Annotated in this window: 16 protein-coding genes; 5 read left to right on the forward strand and 11 right to left on the reverse strand. The window is 62.3% G+C overall.

Annotation, left to right across the window (positions count from 1 at the left end; all coding sequences use genetic code 11):
• Window positions 1-5: 5 nt before the first annotated feature.
• The 4 genes from BM300_RS12305 to BM300_RS12320 form a co-directional block, all read right to left on the reverse strand.
• Complete coding sequence (locus tag BM300_RS12305) at window positions 6-374, reverse strand: glyoxalase superfamily protein (protein WP_092463005.1); 369 nt, start codon at window positions 372-374, stop codon at window positions 6-8.
• Between the two features lie 137 nt (window positions 375-511).
• On the reverse strand, window positions 512-1984 hold the full coding sequence (locus BM300_RS12310; RefSeq protein WP_092463007.1) for an N-acyl-D-amino-acid deacylase family protein: 1473 nt from the start codon (window positions 1982-1984) through the stop codon (window positions 512-514).
• Between the two features lies 1 nt (window position 1985).
• A complete protein-coding gene (locus tag BM300_RS12315) occupies window positions 1986-2846 on the reverse strand; it encodes a MurR/RpiR family transcriptional regulator (RefSeq protein ID WP_092146237.1) in 861 nt (286 codons plus the stop codon).
• Between the two features lie 27 nt (window positions 2847-2873).
• Window positions 2874-4223 carry a GntT/GntP/DsdX family permease gene (locus BM300_RS12320; RefSeq protein WP_092224427.1) on the reverse strand — a complete coding sequence of 450 codons (1350 nt, stop codon included), beginning with the start codon at window positions 4221-4223 and terminating at the stop codon, window positions 2874-2876.
• A 334-nt stretch (window positions 4224-4557) separates the two neighbouring features.
• Between BM300_RS12320 and BM300_RS12325 the strand changes: the two genes are divergently transcribed.
• Window positions 4558-6003, forward strand: coding sequence for a SulP family inorganic anion transporter (locus BM300_RS12325; RefSeq protein WP_063323059.1), 1446 nt, complete (start codon window positions 4558-4560; stop codon window positions 6001-6003).
• Between the two features lie 82 nt (window positions 6004-6085).
• On the opposite strand, the gene BM300_RS12330 is transcribed toward BM300_RS12325, so the two are convergent.
• The 3 genes from BM300_RS12330 to BM300_RS12340 form a co-directional block, all read right to left on the reverse strand.
• Entirely contained in the window at window positions 6086-6979 is an 894-nt protein-coding gene (locus BM300_RS12330; protein ID WP_092224429.1) for an NAD-dependent epimerase/dehydratase family protein, read from the reverse strand.
• Between the two features lie 102 nt (window positions 6980-7081).
• The gene (locus tag BM300_RS12335; protein WP_072340878.1) at window positions 7082-7993 is read right to left on the reverse strand and encodes a LysR family transcriptional regulator; all 912 of its coding nucleotides are present in this window, start codon (window positions 7991-7993) and stop codon (window positions 7082-7084) included.
• Between the two features lie 193 nt (window positions 7994-8186).
• Window positions 8187-8777, reverse strand: a complete 591-nt coding sequence (locus BM300_RS12340) for an NADPH:quinone oxidoreductase MdaB (protein ID WP_063323062.1) — start codon at window positions 8775-8777, stop codon at window positions 8187-8189.
• A gap of 199 nt (window positions 8778-8976) precedes the next feature.
• Between BM300_RS12340 and BM300_RS12345 the strand changes: the two genes are divergently transcribed.
• Window positions 8977-9291 (forward strand): putative quinol monooxygenase, encoded by a 315-nt coding sequence (locus tag BM300_RS12345; RefSeq protein WP_063323063.1) that lies wholly within the window; start codon window positions 8977-8979, stop codon window positions 9289-9291.
• On the opposite strand, the gene BM300_RS12350 is transcribed toward BM300_RS12345, so the two are convergent.
• Window positions 9281-10045 (reverse strand): sulfite exporter TauE/SafE family protein, encoded by a 765-nt coding sequence (locus BM300_RS12350; protein WP_092224431.1) that lies wholly within the window; start codon window positions 10043-10045, stop codon window positions 9281-9283. The genes BM300_RS12345 and BM300_RS12350 overlap by 11 nt on opposite strands.
• 144 nt (window positions 10046-10189) lie before the next feature.
• Between BM300_RS12350 and BM300_RS12355 the strand changes: the two genes are divergently transcribed.
• Together BM300_RS12355 and BM300_RS12360 are read left to right on the forward strand one after the other, a co-directional pair.
• Window positions 10190-11071: a LysR substrate-binding domain-containing protein gene (locus tag BM300_RS12355; protein WP_063323065.1), complete on the forward strand. Its 882-nt coding sequence runs from the start codon at window positions 10190-10192 to the stop codon at window positions 11069-11071.
• 97 nt (window positions 11072-11168) lie between these two features.
• A complete protein-coding gene (locus tag BM300_RS12360; protein WP_024781087.1) occupies window positions 11169-11513 on the forward strand; it encodes a cupin domain-containing protein in 345 nt (114 codons plus the stop codon).
• A 133-nt stretch (window positions 11514-11646) separates the two neighbouring features.
• On the opposite strand, the gene mmsB is transcribed toward BM300_RS12360, so the two are convergent.
• Both mmsB and BM300_RS12370 read right to left on the reverse strand, forming a co-directional pair.
• The gene (gene mmsB, locus BM300_RS12365) at window positions 11647-12534 is read right to left on the reverse strand and encodes a 3-hydroxyisobutyrate dehydrogenase (protein WP_092146243.1); all 888 of its coding nucleotides are present in this window, start codon (window positions 12532-12534) and stop codon (window positions 11647-11649) included.
• A 10-nt stretch (window positions 12535-12544) separates the two neighbouring features.
• Window positions 12545-14071, reverse strand: a complete 1527-nt coding sequence (locus tag BM300_RS12370; protein ID WP_092463009.1) for a CoA-acylating methylmalonate-semialdehyde dehydrogenase — start codon at window positions 14069-14071, stop codon at window positions 12545-12547.
• 139 nt (window positions 14072-14210) lie between these two features.
• On the opposite strand from BM300_RS12370, the gene BM300_RS12375 reads away from it, so the two are divergent.
• Window positions 14211-15158, forward strand: coding sequence for a LysR family transcriptional regulator (locus tag BM300_RS12375; RefSeq protein ID WP_046063064.1), 948 nt, complete (start codon window positions 14211-14213; stop codon window positions 15156-15158).
• Here BM300_RS12375 and BM300_RS12380 read toward each other — a convergent pair.
• Window positions 15155-15598, reverse strand: coding sequence for an outer membrane lipoprotein YfiB (locus tag BM300_RS12380; RefSeq protein ID WP_219737879.1), 444 nt, complete (start codon window positions 15596-15598; stop codon window positions 15155-15157). The genes BM300_RS12375 and BM300_RS12380 overlap by 4 nt on opposite strands.
• Window positions 15599-15610: the final 12 nt, after the last annotated feature.

A 15610-nucleotide genomic window follows, 5' to 3' on the forward strand; every position in this document is an offset into this window, starting at 1 on the left:
CCCGCTCAAACACTGATCGCATTGGTAAACACCAAGCGATTGCCAAACGGATCGACAACCGTCATGTCCTGGCTCCCCCAGGGCATGGCCTGAATCTGTGGGTGCGCATAGCGGTACTCTTTGGCCAGCAAGTGCGCCTGGAAGGTTTCCAGCTCATCGGTCTCGATCCGCAGCGCCGAGCCTGGCGTGCAGTCGCCATGGTGTTCGGACAGGTGCAGCACGCAATCGCCACGGGAGACTTGCAGGTACAGCGGGAAGTCGTCACCGAAACGATGTTGCCAGTCGACGGTGAAGCCGAGGAAGTCGACATAAAACGCCAACGCCTTGGCTTCATCGAAGATCCGCAGGATCGGAGTGGTTTTACCGAAGCTCATGGGTGACTCCCTGACTGAAAAGACCCAGTTTAGACGGGTTGAACCCATTGCTTCGGCCTTGGCCTCGGCTTCTTTAATATCGCAGTGCCACCACTGAGACAGCGTTCAACGAAATAACTGACTTTGCGCACCTTTTCTCAAGCACCGCGCGACGAACTGAAGCCAAGGCACAGATTCCCTTCCCGCACCAGAAAGCGCCCTTGTCTACGCCCGTTCGCCTGGCCATCGCGATAGCTCAGGATACCGTTGACCCACACGCCGTCGATGCCTTCTGCGGGCCGTTGTGGCTCATTGAAGTCCGCAACGTCGCGAACGGTTTGCGGGTTGAACAACACCAGATCCGCCCAGTGTCCTTCACGAATTTCGCCACGTTCCTTCAGGCCGAAGCGCGCCGCCGACAGACCGGTCATTTTGTGCACGGCGGTGTGCAACGGAAAAAGCCCGACGTCACGACTGAAATGTCCCAGCACCCGTGGGAAAGCGCCCCACAAGCGCGGATGGGGAAACGGATCGTCGGGCAAACCGTCGGAACCCACCATGGACAGTGGATGGGCGAGGATTCGTCTTACGTCGCCTTCGTCCATGCCGTAGTACACCGCCCCAGCCGGTTGCAGACGACGTGCGGCGTCCAGCAGCGAGACGTCCCATTCGTGGGCAATATCGGCGAGGTCGCGACCGCCCATGCCCGGGTGGGGTGTCGACCAAGTGATGGTGATGCGGTGGGCGTCGGTCACTTGCTTGAGATCCAGGGTCGAGGAACTCGCCGCGTAGGGATAGCAGTCGCAGCCGACCGGATGGGTTTTGGCCGCATTTTCCAGCGCCGCCAGCACCTGCGAACTGCGTCCCCAGTTACCGGCGCCCGCGCATTTGAGGTGGGAAATAATCACTGGGCTCTGGGCGTGACGGCCAATCTGGAACGCCTCGTCCATGGCCTCGAGCACCGGTTCGAATTCACTGCGCAGGTGGGTGGTGTAGATCGCGCCGAAGGCCTGCAATTCTTCGCTCAGTTGCATGACTTCGTCGGTGGACGCCGAAAACGCATTGGCATAGGCCAGACCGGTGGACAGGCCGAGCGCACCGGCCTCCAGGCTTTCGCGCAGTTGCCCACGCATGGCCGCGATTTCTCCCACGCTGGCGGTGCGTAACAAATCCTCCATGTGGTTGCTGCGCAGGGCGGTGTGGCCCACCAATGCGGCGACGTTGACGGCGGGCGTAGCGGCCTCCACCGCGGCCCGATAATCAGCGAAGCGTGGGTAGGCGAACGCTTGCGCGGTGCCGAGCAGGTTCATCGGGTCCGGCGGATCGCCGCGCAGACTGACCGGTGCAGCGCTGATGCCGCAATTGCCGACGATCACCGTGGTCACGCCCTGGCTGAGCTTGGGCAGCATCTGCGGTTGGCGGATGACCACAGTGTCGTCGTGAGTGTGCACATCGATGAAGCCCGGCGCCAGCACACGGCCAGCGGCGTCGATTTCTTCAATCGCCCGGGCATCGTCCAGGTTGCCGATGCGCTCGATGCGCCCGGCGCGAATCCCTACGTCGGCGTTGTAGCCCGGGGTATCGCGGCCATCAATGACCAGCGCGTTGCGGATAAGGGTGTCGTATTGCATGTCAGTCTCCCAACGGCAAGTGATCATCGCCGCCGCGGTAATCGTCCAGGGCGAGCTTGACCCGCCGCAGGCGCTCTTGATTGTCTTCGGGGTGAGCCAACGCCAGCTCGGTGGCGAGCACGTCGATGGCCAGCAGCATGCCGTAGCGCGCCGCCGTGGGTTTGTAGATGAACGAGGTCTCGGCGCCTTGCAGGGGCAGTACCACATCGGCCAGTCGGGCGAGGGGCGAGTCGGCTCGGGTGATGGCCAGGATCGGCGCGCCGTAACTGCGGGCCAGCTCCACCGCACCGAGCAATTCCGGGGTGATACCGGTGAGCGAGCAGGCGATGACCAGGTGTTCTGCACTCAACGAAGTGGCGGTGATGCGCATCATCACCGGATCGCGGCAGGCGGCAATCGGGTAGCCGAAACGCACTAGCCGTACCTGCAACTCTTCACCGCACAACGCCGACCAGCCACCGAGACCGAATGCATGAACCATCCGCGCCTTGCCGATCATCCGCACGGCATCGCTGAACCGTGATTCTTCGAACGCCGACAGATGCTGACGCAGGGTCGCCTCGATATCGCCGACGATCTGTCCATAAAACGCCGACTGCTCAGGCGCTCCGGCCGGGTCGAGAAAGCGGCTGCCGACACCGCTGGCCTGGGCCAGTTGCAAGCGCAGGTCGCGAAGATCGCGGCAACCGACGGTGCGGGCGAAGCGCGACAGTGTGGCGCTGCTGACTTCGGCGCGCAGGGCCAGTTCATCCAGGCTGGCGGAAGCGGCAAATCCTACGTCGTCGAGCATCAGCCGGGCGATTCTGCCTTCGCCGGCGCTGAAGGAGTCCTGGCGGGAGCGGATCTGGTAAAGGATGTCCATGGCGCCTCCTGTGGAGTTACGGTGCGCTCAGAACAAGCGCGAAAGCCCGAGGGTCAAGGCGAACGCGACCACGGAGATCAGCGTTTCCAATACCGTCCAGGTCTTGAAGGTTTGGGCAACGGTCATATTGAAGTATTCCTTGATCAGCCAGAAGCCGCCGTCGTTGACGTGGGAAAAGATCACCGAACCGGCCCCGGTGGCCAGCACTAGCAATTCGGGATGGGGATAACCCAGGCCGATCGCCACGGGCGCGACGATGCCTGAGGCCGTGGTCATCGCCACAGTGGCCGAGCCAGTGGCGACGCGCATCAGGGCAGCGAACAACCAGCCCATGACCAATGGCGACAACTGGAATTCCTGGGCCAGGCCGACAATCTGCTGGGTGACCCCGGCGTCCACCAGGATCCGGTTCAAACCACCGCCAGCACCCACCAATAAGGTGATGCTGGCCGTCGGTGCCAGGCATTCGTTGGTGAACTTGAGGATCGACTCGCGGTTGAAACCCTGGGCCAGGCCGAGGGTCCAGAAGCTCAGGACGGTCGCCAGCAACAAGGCGATCACCGAGTTGCCGATGAACAGCAAAAACTGGTTGAAACCGCTTCCCGGCGTGGAGATCAGGTTGGCCCAGCCGCCGATCAGCATCAGGATCACTGGCAGCAGGACAGTCCCCAGGGTCACGCCGAAACCCGGCAGGTTCGCGCGGGGCTCGCGGTCGAGAAATTGCCGCTCCAACGGGTTTTCAGCCGGCAGCTGGATGCGTGGCACGATGAATTTGGCGTACAGGGGACCGGCGATGATCGCGGTGGGGATGCCAATCAGGATCGCGTACAACAACGTCTGCCCCACCGAGGCCTGGAACGCCTGCACCGCCAGCATCGCCGCCGGGTGCGGAGGGACAAGTGCGTGGACCACCGAAAGCCCGGCGACCATCGGCAACCCCACCATCAGGATCGACACGCCCACGCGCCGTGCGATGGTGAACGCGATGGGCACCAGCAACACGAACCCGACCTCGAAGAACAACGGCAGCCCGACCAGGAAGGCAATGCACACCATCGCCCAGTGGGCGTTGCGCTCGCCGAAGCGTTCAATCAGCGTCTGCGCCATCCGCTCGGCCCCGCCGGACTCGGCCATCATCTTGCCGAGCATCGTGCCCAGTGCCACCACCAGCGCGATGTGCCCCAATGTCTTGCCGACACCCGCCTCGTACGCCCCCACCACACCCGACGGCGGCATCCCGGCCAGCAGTGCCAGGCCAATGGACACCAGGGTAATCACAATGAACGGATTGAGCCGATAACGGGCGATCAGCACGATCAGCGCAATGATCGCGATGGCCGCGTAGACCAATAGCCAATAACCGAAAGCAGGGGCCATGCGTTACTCCTCGAATGGGGTCACGTCGATGTGTTGTGAAACTCATAAATCATTTCGACGGAGAATCTTCAAACCCACTGAAAGTAATTTTCGTACACAGACAAGAAATGTCGCTGAGGGACATCGCGACACGGCACTGATGAAAATTCAGCGCAAGACTTTCATTGCCTTTGTGGCGAGGGAGCTTGCTCCCGCTGGGCTGCGCAGCAGCCCCAACTTCATCAACACAATGACCAACGGCTGGCCGCCCCGCCCTCAATTCCGTACCATCCGCAGCTGTTTTTGCATCACGCCCCGGTAGCCGACGCTCAACCGGGGCCCAGTCAGGTAAATCATGAAACCAGCACGTCTTCGCGCCGACGCCCTCGCCGGCCTCACCACTTCTTTCGCCTTGCTTCCCGAATGCATCGCCTTCGCCCTGGTAGCCCACCTCAATCCGCTGATGGGGCTCTACGGCGCGTTCATCATCTGCACGCTGACCGCCCTGTTCGGCGGACGGCCAGGCATGGTGTCGGGCGCGGCGGGCTCGATGGCAGTGGTGATCATCGCGCTGGTGGTGCAACACGGCGTGCAGTACCTGCTGGCCACCGTGCTGTTGGGCGGGCTGATCATGATGGCCTTCGGGCTGTTGCGGTTGGGCAAGCTGGTGCGCATGGTCCCGCACCCGGTGATGCTCGGCTTCGTCAACGGCCTGGCGATTGTCATTGCGCTGGCCCAACTGGAGCATTTCAAGCAGGGTGAAACCTGGCTCAGCGGCGATCCGCTGTATCTGATGGCCGGCCTGGTGGCGCTGACCATGGCCATTGTCTACCTGCTACCACGCCTGACCCGCAGCGTGCCGCCGGCCCTGGTGGCGATCCTCGGTGTCGGCCTGGCGGTCTACCTGCTCGGCCTGCCCACCCGAACGCTGGGCGACATGGCCCATATCGCCGGCAGCTTGCCTGCCTTCGCCTGGCCCGATCTTCCCTGGAACCTGGAGACCCTGCAGATCGTCGTGCCCTACGCGGTAATCATGGCGATGGTCGGTTTGCTGGAAACCCTGCTGACCCTGAACCTCACCGACGAAATCACCCAGAGCCGCGGTTATCCGGACCGTGAATGCGTGGCGCTGGGCGCCGCCAACATCGCCTCCGGGCTGTTCGGCGGCATGGGCGGCTGCGCCATGATCGGCCAGACGGTAATCAACCTCAGCTCGGGTGGGCGCGGACGGTTATCGGGCGTGGTGGCCGGGGTGATGGTGTTGCTGTTCGTGTTGTTCCTGTCGCCGTTGATCGAGCGCATCCCGCTGGCTGCGCTGGTGGGCGTGATGTTCGTGGTTGCGCAGCAGACCTTCGCCTGGGCCTCGCTGCGGGTGATCAACAAGGTGCCGAAGAATGATGTGTTGGTGATCATCGCGGTGACCGTCATCACGGTGTTCACCGACCTGGCCGTGGCTGTGCTCTGCGGGATCATCATCGCGGCGCTCAACTTCGCCTGGCAACAGGCGCGGGAGCTGTACGCCGACACGCATCAGGAAGCCGACGGCAGCAAACTCTATCGCTTGCACGGCACGCTGTTCTTCGCCTCGACGACACCGTTTCTCAACCAGTTCGACCCGGCCAACGACCCGGCCCTGGTGACCCTCGATTGCCGCCACTTGCGCTTCGTCGACTACTCGGCCGTCGCCGCACTCAAGACCTTGCGCGAGCGCTACAGCAAAGCCGGCAAGCACTTGCGTGTGTTCCACCTGTCCGAGCGTTGCAAGCAAATGCTCAAGCGCGCGGGCGTGCAGCACGACTGAAGCAACACGCAACAAAAACCTGTGGGAGCGAGCCTGCTTGCTCCCACAAGGGGGCTTATTCTGCTGGCACTACCGGCGTCACTCACACCATCTCATCAAGAATCCACTCCACCACCGACGTTCGCTTCGGCGTCCAACCCAGCAGCTCATGGGCGTTCTTGCCCCGCACCCGGCTGTTGGAACCCAGGCCATAGTTGGCCATTTCGTAGCCCCACTCGGCTTCGGCATCGGCCAACGGCCAGTCCTGCGGTTCGCCCAGGTTCAGCGCTCGGGCCATAGCGGTGGTCATGTCGATGAACGAAGCTTCGCCGCTTTCGACGAAGTAGAACGTGCCTGGCTGGTTACGGGTCAAGGCGAGTTTGTATAACTCGACCACGTCCTCGATGTGCACGTTGGACCAGATGTTCTGCCCAGGCCCGACATGCCGCACCACCCCGCTTTTACGGGCCTGCTTGAGCAGCCGTGGCAACTGCACGCTGTCACGCTTGACCCCCAGGCTGTGGCCATAGATCAAGGTGTTGCAGATCACCGCCGAGTTCACGCCGTGTTTCGCCGCGTCCAGGACCAGATTATCGATAGCGACACGGGCGGCCTTGTCGGCGGTGGGGGGCGGCAGGTTGTCTTCGTAGAAGATGGCCTCGCTGGAACGACCGCCCGAAGCATCGCCGACGATGCTCGAACCGCTGGTGTGCAGCAACACTTTGTTCGACCCCTTGAGTCCTTCGATCAAGGCCTCTGCCGCACCGCGATGATCGCTGCTGGCGGCATTGATCACCGCGTCGGCGGCACGTGCCTGTTCGCTGAGCAGCGCGCTGTCTTCGAGGGTGCCGATGACCGGCTTGATACCCAGTGCAGTCAGCTCGCTCGCCTGTTCGGCGCTGCGCACCAGACCGGTGACGTGATGCCCGGCGCGGGCCAGGCCGGTGGCGATGGAGCCGCCGATGAAACCGGCAGCGCCAGTGACGAATACGTTCATGAAAGAACTCCTTGGCAGATCAGTGATGGGACGAGTATCGGGGACCGATCCTTGGCGAAACAGTCCACATTGCCCAAATCACTCTTGCCTTGAAGTCACGAATCAGCCCTTGAATTCCCGCGAGGCGTAGTCGGCGAGCTTGCCCTGGATGAAGTCCAGGAAGCACTGGATCCGCAAGGCCAGTTGCGAGTTGCGGTAGTACACGGCATTGATCGGCTGGCGATACCCGCTGTTGGCATCGGCCAGCAGCACCTTCAGCCGACCGGCCTGGATGTCTTCGCGGGTCATGAAGTCCGACAGGCAGGCGATGCCCTGCCCTTGCAGCGCCAGGTGCCGCACAGTCTCGCCGCTGGACGCGCTGATGGCTGGCTGGATCGGCCAACGATCACCGTGTACGTGACGCAGCGGCCACTGGTTGAGGCCCTCGTTCTGGGCAAACCCCAGCAGCGCGTGACCGGCCAGCTCGGCGACGCTTGACGGCGTGCCGTGCTGCTTCAGATAAGCGGGGCTGGCCAGGATGTGCAACGGGCTACAGCCCAGGGCGCGGGCATGGAGCGTCGAGTCCGTGAGGGTGCCGATGCGGATGGCGATGTCGGTGCTTTGCTCCAGCAAATCGATGATCAGGTCGTTGCTGTTGAGTTCGAGCTGGATGTCCGGGTAGAGCCTGCGGAATTCTTCGATGTGCGGGACGATGGCGTGCAGCATGAACGGCGAGGCCGCGTTGATCCGCAAGCGTCCTGCGGGATTTTTCTGGCGGGACGACAGGCGTTCCTCCAGTTCATCCATCTGATCGAGGATGCCCTTGGCCTGTTCGAAGAAGTACTTGCCCTCCTCGGTCAGGTCCATGCGTCGGGTGGTGCGGTTGATCAGCGTGGTGTCGAGCTTTGCCTCCAGCCGCGACAACGTGCGGCTGACCGCCGACGGCGTCTGCCCGACCTGCTCGGCGGCGGCAGAGATCGATCCGCATTCGATCACGCAGACGAAAATCTGCAATTCGTCGGATCTGGCTTTCACGGGTGTCCTCTCATGGGATGCAACTCAATGTGACAGGCTTTTGTGGCGAGGGAGCTTGCTCCCGCTCGGCTGCGCAGCGGCCGCCTTCTTGAAGAGGCGCTTCGCACCTCAGCGGGAGCAAGCTCCCTCGCCACATAAGATGCCTTGCCACAGATGCATCATCGTCTTCAGGTAGGTCCCGATACTAGCCGGATTACCGCGAAAGGCCGAACACCTCGCGCAAATGCTGCTCATACCGCGCGACATCGGCCTCAACGTTCGGACGTTTCATCACGTCCACGCACAGGAAGGTCGGCAGGCCGGTCATGCCCAGGAACTGGTTGGCTTTGTGGAATGGAAAGTACACCGCGTCCACGCCCGTGGCTTCGAAGAAATCAGTCGGATCGTCGAAGGCTTGCTGCGGGGCATTCCAGGTCAAGGACAACATGTATTGCTTGCCTTGCAACAGGCCACCGCTGCCGTATTTCTGCGACGCATCGGAACGGGTCCGGCCGTCGCTGGCGTAGAGGCTGCCGTGGCCTTCTGTGAAGACTTCGTCGATGTATTTCTTCACGGTCCACGGCGCGCCCATCCACCAACCCGGCATCTGGTAAACGATCACGTCGGCCCAAAGGAACTTGGCGACTTCCTCCTTGATGTCGTAGCCGCCGTCGATGAAGGTGGTTTTCACATCAACACCGCCACGGTCCAACACACTGACCGCCGTGTCGTGGAGGGTGGCGTTGTAGCGACCGTCGGAATGAGCGAATTGTTTACCGCCGTTGAGCAACAGGACTTTTTTCATGGAGAGCCTCATCGGGTACCACGGCACGGGCCACTGCATGGCCGCGGGGTGGAAAGATTGAAAACGATGGCGGCAGCGTACCGATGAGCCTCGCGCGGAATAAGCACCGGCACGGCAAAACTGATTTGACCAAAACGCACGAATCAACAGCCGATTATTGCCATAGGATTCAGCCGACTTTCATTTCAGGAGGCACCTGATGAGCGAATTGCACGGTTTCATCCTTCACGCCAAGACCCGTCCGGAAAAAGCCGAGGCCTTCGAAGCGCTGTTTCGCGCCTATGTCGAGCCAAGCCGCGCCGAGCCCGGCTGCATCGAATATCACATGTTGCGGGACCAGCAAGACCCGACGCTGTTTATCTTCTATGAGATCTGGGCCTCCCAGGCGCACCTGGATGTGCACTCGAACCTGCCACACATGAAGCAGTTCTTCGAGCAGCGCATGGATTACCTGGAGCGCGACTTCGAAATCCGCCGCATCGACATGCTGAGTGCGTCCTCGGCTAGCCGTTGATCATCAAGTGGCCCCCGAGCGCGCCGAGGCCGATGAAAAATACCCGTTTGAACAACACGGCGCTGATCCGCTGACGCAACCATTGCCCCAGCCACATCCCCAGCAGCGCCGGTGCCAACGCCAGCAACGAAGCGCTCAATTCGCCCCCGCCCAGTGCGCCGCGCCACACCAGGCCGGCGGCCAGGGCCAGGGTAGAAACGGTGAAAGACAGGCCCAGGGCTTGCACCAGTTCATCCTTGCTCAAGCCCAACGCTTGCAGATAGGGCACCGCCGGAATGACGAACACACCGGTGGCGGACGTGATGAGGCCGGTCAGCAACCCACAAAGCGGGGCGATCCACGGCTCGACATGGGCGCCGACCCGCAGCGTTGGCAGCAACAGCCCGCTCAGCGCATACAGCACCAGCGCCCCACCCAAGGCCCGCACCACCCAGGCCCCACCCGTCATACCGAGCCACAGCGTACCAAGCCCGGTGCCGATGAAAATCGTCAGCAGCAGTGGCCACAGGCGGCGGAGCAGGGCTTGCAGATGACCACCAAATGCCAATTGCCAGAAATTGGTCAGGGTCGCCGGGATGATGAGCAGCGCCGCAGCCTGCGTCGGAGCCATAGCCAGCCCAAGCAAGCCCATGGCGATGGTCGGCAGGCCGAGGCCGATCACGCCCTTGATGGTTCCGGCCAGCAGGAAGGTGCCGATGACCAGCAGGGAAAGGGCCAGACCGAGATTTTGATAGAAAGCGATGAGTGTGTTCATAGGGATATCGTGCGCCCCGGAACATGGCTTGGAAATCTGCCATATACTGAGGGTGCCTCTCTTTCTGCAAGAGGCTGTGAACTCACTGATGCTCGCGATGACGATAAACCAGGCGCCACAGCACTTGAGACAGGATCCCCGCCCATGCACTTCGACCTCACCGACCTGCGTCTCTACCTGAACATCCTCGACACCGGCAACATCACCGCCGGTGCGGCTCGCAGCCATTTGTCCCTGGCCGCGGCCAGTGCGCGGGTCCGGGCCATGGAAGCATCCCTGGGCATCGACCTGCTTGAGCGCGGACGGCGTGGGGTAACGCCCACTCCCGCAGGCAAAGCCCTGGCCGAGCACGCCCGGATCCTGCTGCAACAGGCCGAACGCCTGCAACAGGACCTGGCCGAATACGCCAAAGGCATCAAAGGCCGGGTGCGGCTGCTGTGCAACACCAGCGCCATGACCGAATACCTGCCCGAGCTGCTGGCCGATTTTCTCCAGGCCCATCCCAACCTCGACATTGACCTGCAGGAATTGCCCAGCTCACGGATCACCCATGCGCTGCGCCAAGGCGCGGCAGACCTCGGTATCGTTTCCGACGCAGTGGACACCGAGGGGCTTCAGACCTGGCCTTTTCGCGACGATCCGCTGGTATTGATCCTACCGACCGGACACCCTCTGGCTGACGGTCGCGCCGTACGTTTCAGCGAAACCCTCAGCCACGATTATGTCGGGCTGAACGCCTCCAGTGCCCTGGCGATTCACCTGGAAGAACAGGCCCTGCACATCGGCTCACGTATGCAAGTCCGCATTCGCGCCGATGGTTTCGACGGGCTGATTCGTATGGTGGCCCATGGTGCAGGCATTGCCATCGTGCCGAAGGCTGCCATCGACCGGCGCCCACCCGAGCCATCGTATCAATGCATCCCGCTGCAAGAAGCCTGGGCGCACCGGGCGTTGCTGCTGTGCGCCCGCAACTTCGACGGTTTGCCGGCCTACGCCACGGCCCTGGCTCGGCATCTGGCCGATTGATGCGCGCTTCTGGATAGCCCGATGTCGACCACAGACATCTACCCGCTCATGCCGCACGTTAGGGTGCCTGTTCTCTTCCGCCCCTTTCGGAGCTCACATGACCGCACCCATCACCGTCCTGCGCGACACCCATCCGCTGCCCGTACTCGATGCCTGCAAATGGGAAAAACTCGAAGGCGACCCGCACACCGTCAACCTCAACGCCTACACCAGCGAAGACGGCAGCAAGATCATGGGCACCTGGATCTGCACACCCGGCAAATGGTATGTGGAATACGTGAAGTGGGAGTACTGCCATTTCCAGGAAGGCTACTGCATCATCACCCCAGAGGGCATGGAGCCGATCCATCTGCGCGCTGGTGACATCTTCGTCATCGAGCCGGGCATGAAAGGCACGTGGGAAGTGGTCGAGACCGTGCGCAAATATTTCGTCTTTGCCTGAAACAAAAAACCGAGAGACCACCTGTGGCGAGGGAGCTTGCTCCCGCTCGGCTGCGCAGCAGCCGCGTTTCAAGAGGTGCTGCGCACCTCAGCGGGAGCAAGCTCCCTCGCCACAAAAGCTTTGAAACCAGCCCCTACTGCGGCTTGCGATAGCTATTAACAATCGCCGAAAAATCCTTGCCGCCCTCGCCCCGCTGGCTCATCGCCTGATACAACTGCTGCGCCACCGCCCCCAGCACCACAGGCTGATGGACCTGCCGCGCGGCTTCGGTGGCCAGGCCCAGGTCCTTGAGCATCAGGTCGGCGCCAAAGCCACCCGTATAGCCACGGGACGCCGGTGCCGTGTCGATCACGCCCGGCCACGGATTGTAAGTGTCCGAACTCCAGCAACGCCCCGTTGAACTGTTGATGATGCCGGCCAACACCTGGGTGTCGATCCCCAAGGCATCGCCCAGCGCCATGGCTTCGCTGACGCCCACCATGGAAATCCCCAGCAGCAGGTTGTTGCAGATCTTGGCGATCTGCCCGGTGCCGACTTCGCCACAGTGCACGATGTTACGGCCCATTTGCGCCAGCACCGGTTGCAAGGTGGCGAACAACTCGGCCGAGGCACCGACCATGAAGGTCAACGTACCCGCCGCCGCACCACCGGTCCCACCCGAGACCGGCGCATCGGCCATCGCCACCCCTTGTTTCGCCGCGGCAGCCGCCACGTCGCGGGCGGTTTGTGGATCGATGGTGCTGCAATCCACCGCTGGCGTGCCGGCAGCGATACCAGCCAGCACGCCGTCTTCACCCAGCCAGACACTGCGCACATGGGCGGCGGCCGGCAGCATGGTGATCACCAGAGCAGCGCCCTGGGCCGCGTCGCGAGGCGAGGCACTGATCGTGCCGCCCAATGCCGCCAGTTCAGCCAGCACCGTCTGGTTCAGGTCGAACAGGTTCAGCGAATGGCCGGCCTTGAGCAGGTTGCGCGCCATGGGGGCGCCCATGTTGCCCAGGCCGATAAATGCGATGTTCATGTCCGGCTCCTTAACGCAAATTGATGGTGGTGTTCACACCGTCATTGACGCTGTCATCATCGAACCAGCGCGCGGTCACGGTCTTGGTCTGAGTGTAGAACTGCACCACTTGTTTGCCGTACGGGCCGAGGTCGCCGAGTTTCGAACCACGGGAACCGGTGAAGCTGAAGAACGGCACCGGCACCGGGATCGGAATGTTGATGCCCACCTGGCCGACGTCGATTTCGCTCTGGAATTTGCGTGCCGCCGCGCCGCTCTGGGTGAACAGGCCGGTGCCATTGCCGAATGGGTTGGCGTTGACCAGGGCAATCGCCTGATCCAGGGTGTCGACTTCCAGCACCACCAGCACCGGGCCGAAGATTTCCTCGGTGTAGATGCGCATCTCGGTGGTCACGCCGGAAAACAGGGTCGGGCCGACAAAATTGCCCTGCTCGAAACCCGGCACGCTGATCCCACGCCCATCGAGCTCCAGCTTCGCCCCTTGCTGCACGCCACTCTCGATCAATTCGAGGATCCGTGCCTTGGCGCGCTTGGAAATCACCGGGCCGACGTCAGTGCCCGGCTCGCTGCCGGCATTGACCTTGAGTTTCTGTGCCAGGGCCTTGAGCTCTGGCAACCACTGCTTGGCCGCGCCCACCAGCACCACCACGGAAGTGGCCATGCAACGCTGGCCCGCCGCGCCGAAACCGGCGCCGACCAAGGCGTTGAGGGCCTGCTCACGATTGGCATCGGGCAATACCACCGCGTGGTTCTTGGCGCCCATCATCGACTGCACACGCTTGCCGTGGCGACCCGCCAGGTCATACACGTGGGTGCCGACCGCCGTCGAGCCGACGAAGGAAACCGCCTTGATGTCCTTGTGGGTGCAAAGCGCATCCACCACGTCCTTGCCGCCGTGCACCACGTTGAGCACACCCGCCGGGACGCCGGCCTCGATGGCCAGTTCCACCAACAGCATGGTCGACAGCGGATCCTGTTCCGATGGCTTGAGCACAAAGGTGTTGCCGCAGGCGATGGCCATCGGGAACATCCACAGCGGAATCATCGCCGGGAAGTTGAACGGTGTAATGCCCGCACACACCCCGATCGGCTGGCGCAGCGTGTAGGTGTCCACGCCTCCGGCGACGTTCTCGGCGAACTCGCCCATCTGCAGGGTGCCGATGGAACAGGCGTGCTCGACCACTTCCAGGCCGCGGAAAATATCACCCTCGGCGTCAGCGATGGTCTTGCCCTGTTCGGCGCTGAGCACCGCGGCGATGCGCTTTGAATGCTCGCGGATCAACGCCTGGAGCTTAAGCATGATGCGCATCCGCGCGCCGATGGGGGTCAGTTTCCAGGTCTGGAAAGCACGCTGGGCAGCGGCGATGGCAGCATCGACTTCCGAGGCCGTGGCGAACGGAACCTTTGCCAACACTTGCTGGGTGGCTGGGTTGACGATGTCGTGCCATTCGCTGGATTGGGATTCGACCCACTCGCCATCGATCAGCAGTCTGACGGTTTGCAGGGTGGTGTCGCTGAGCGTAAGGGAAACGTTCATGCTGGCCTCCGGGATTGTTCTTATAGAGAGCGCTGCTTCAGCAAAGACCAAGGTGCATGAGCACACATGGTGATGAGACTGTTTTTGGAGTATAGATGTGCAAACTTCTAATAAGAACGCACATAAAAACCGGTCAATCATGCAAAAAAACATCACCTCCCTGGGGTCGCTGAATTGGGACGACCTCAAGTTCTTCCTCGAAGTGGCCCGCACCCGCAAGGCCAGCACGGCCGCCAAGCGCCTGGCCGTCGACTACACCACGGTGTCGCGACGCATCAGCTCGCTGGAAGCCTCGTTGGGCACGCTGCTGTTCGAGAAATCCCGGACCAACGGTTTTGTCCTGACGGCCGAAGGCCAGCGCCTGCTGGGTTACGCCGAATCGATCGAAAGCACCCTGCACATGGCCTGCGAACAGGTCTCAGGCTCTGGCGTCGCACTGTCCGGCCACGTACGCATGGGCTGCACCGAAGGCTTCGGCAGCTTCTTCATCACCCCGCAACTGAGCCACTTCGTCGACGCCTACCCGGCCATTTCGGTAGACATCCTCCCGCTGCCACACTTCATCAGTCTCTCCAAGCGCGAAGCCGACATCGTCATCGCCCTCGAACGCCCCGAACACGGCCCGTACGTATGCTGCAAATTGTGCGACTACCGACTGCAGCTCTACGCCACCCAGTCCTACCTGGACAACCACCCACCCATCCAGCGCCCGGCAGACCTGGGCAAGCACTCGTTCATCAGCTACGTGGATGACCTGGCGTTCAGCTCCGAATTGCTCTACCTGGCCAACGTCCTGCCCGGCGCCAACGCCCACCTGCGCAGCACCAGCGTGATTGCGCAATTCGTGGCAGCGCAGCAAGGCCGCTCACTGGCAATCCTGCCCTGCTTCCTCGCCGCCCAGGACCCACGGCTGTTGCCGGTGCTGCCGGAGGACATCACCGTCACCCGGCAATTCTGGATGTACTGCCGGGAGGACTTGAGGAAGCTGAAGAGGATTACGTTGTTGTGGGATTACATTCGCGAGGTGACTGAACAGAATCAGCCACTGCTGATGGGCGACAGCCGGGAGATGGTGTTCGCCGACTAGTCGGCGATGACCACGATGGCGACACGGCGGTTTTCGGTGCGGCCGCTGGCGGTGTCGTTGGAGGCGACCGGTTTGCTGCTGCCCAGGCCGCGCAGTTGGACGTTCTCTTCGCGCATGCCAACGCTTGTCAGCACCTTGCCCACGCTGGCGGCCCGGCGCATCGACAGTTGTTCGTTGTAGGCCTGGGAACCCGATGCGTCGGTATGACCATCGACACGTACCCGCTCGATGCCCGCCTCCAGCAACGCCTTGCCGATGCGCTCGACGATTTCGGTACTGGCCGGGTTGAGGTTTTCCACATCGCTGCCGAACAACACCTTACCCGACAAACCAAAGGCCCAGCCATCTTCGGTCAATTCGAAGCCTTGGTGCTTGAGTACGGCAATTTGCGCCGGGGTCAGACCTTTCGGCGGAGCCGTCTGGCAACCGCTCAGCGCCATGACGAGCAAGAA

This window comes from Pseudomonas sp. NFACC46-3 (assembly GCF_900114515.1).
In the GTDB taxonomy this organism is placed as follows: Bacteria; Pseudomonadota; Gammaproteobacteria; order Pseudomonadales; family Pseudomonadaceae; genus Aquipseudomonas; species Aquipseudomonas fluorescens_Q.

Coding starts and splice junctions, on each gene's coding strand:
- BM300_RS12305 (WP_092463005.1), bottom strand. CDS start 374: ATGAGCTTCGGTAAAACCACTCCGATCCTGCGGATCTTCGATGAAGCC.
- BM300_RS12310 (WP_092463007.1), bottom strand. CDS start 1,984: ATGCAATACGACACCCTTATCCGCAACGCGCTGGTCATTGATGGCCGC.
- BM300_RS12315 (WP_092146237.1), bottom strand. CDS start 2,846: ATGGACATCCTTTACCAGATCCGCTCCCGCCAGGACTCCTTCAGCGCC.
- BM300_RS12320 (WP_092224427.1), bottom strand. CDS start 4,223: ATGGCCCCTGCTTTCGGTTATTGGCTATTGGTCTACGCGGCCATCGCG.
- BM300_RS12325 (WP_063323059.1), top strand. CDS start 4,558: ATGAAACCAGCACGTCTTCGCGCCGACGCCCTCGCCGGCCTCACCACT.
- BM300_RS12330 (WP_092224429.1), bottom strand. CDS start 6,979: ATGAACGTATTCGTCACTGGCGCTGCCGGTTTCATCGGCGGCTCCATC.
- BM300_RS12340 (WP_063323062.1), bottom strand. CDS start 8,777: ATGAAAAAAGTCCTGTTGCTCAACGGCGGTAAACAATTCGCTCATTCC.
- BM300_RS12345 (WP_063323063.1), top strand. CDS start 8,977: ATGAGCGAATTGCACGGTTTCATCCTTCACGCCAAGACCCGTCCGGAA.
- BM300_RS12350 (WP_092224431.1), bottom strand. CDS start 10,045: ATGAACACACTCATCGCTTTCTATCAAAATCTCGGTCTGGCCCTTTCC.
- BM300_RS12355 (WP_063323065.1), top strand. CDS start 10,190: ATGCACTTCGACCTCACCGACCTGCGTCTCTACCTGAACATCCTCGAC.
- BM300_RS12360 (WP_024781087.1), top strand. CDS start 11,169: ATGACCGCACCCATCACCGTCCTGCGCGACACCCATCCGCTGCCCGTA.
- mmsB (WP_092146243.1), bottom strand. CDS start 12,534: ATGAACATCGCATTTATCGGCCTGGGCAACATGGGCGCCCCCATGGCG.
- BM300_RS12370 (WP_092463009.1), bottom strand. CDS start 14,071: ATGAACGTTTCCCTTACGCTCAGCGACACCACCCTGCAAACCGTCAGA.
- BM300_RS12375 (WP_046063064.1), top strand. CDS start 14,211: ATGCAAAAAAACATCACCTCCCTGGGGTCGCTGAATTGGGACGACCTC.
- BM300_RS12380 (WP_219737879.1), bottom strand. CDS start 15,598: ATGGCGCTGAGCGGTTGCCAGACGGCTCCGCCGAAAGGTCTGACCCCG.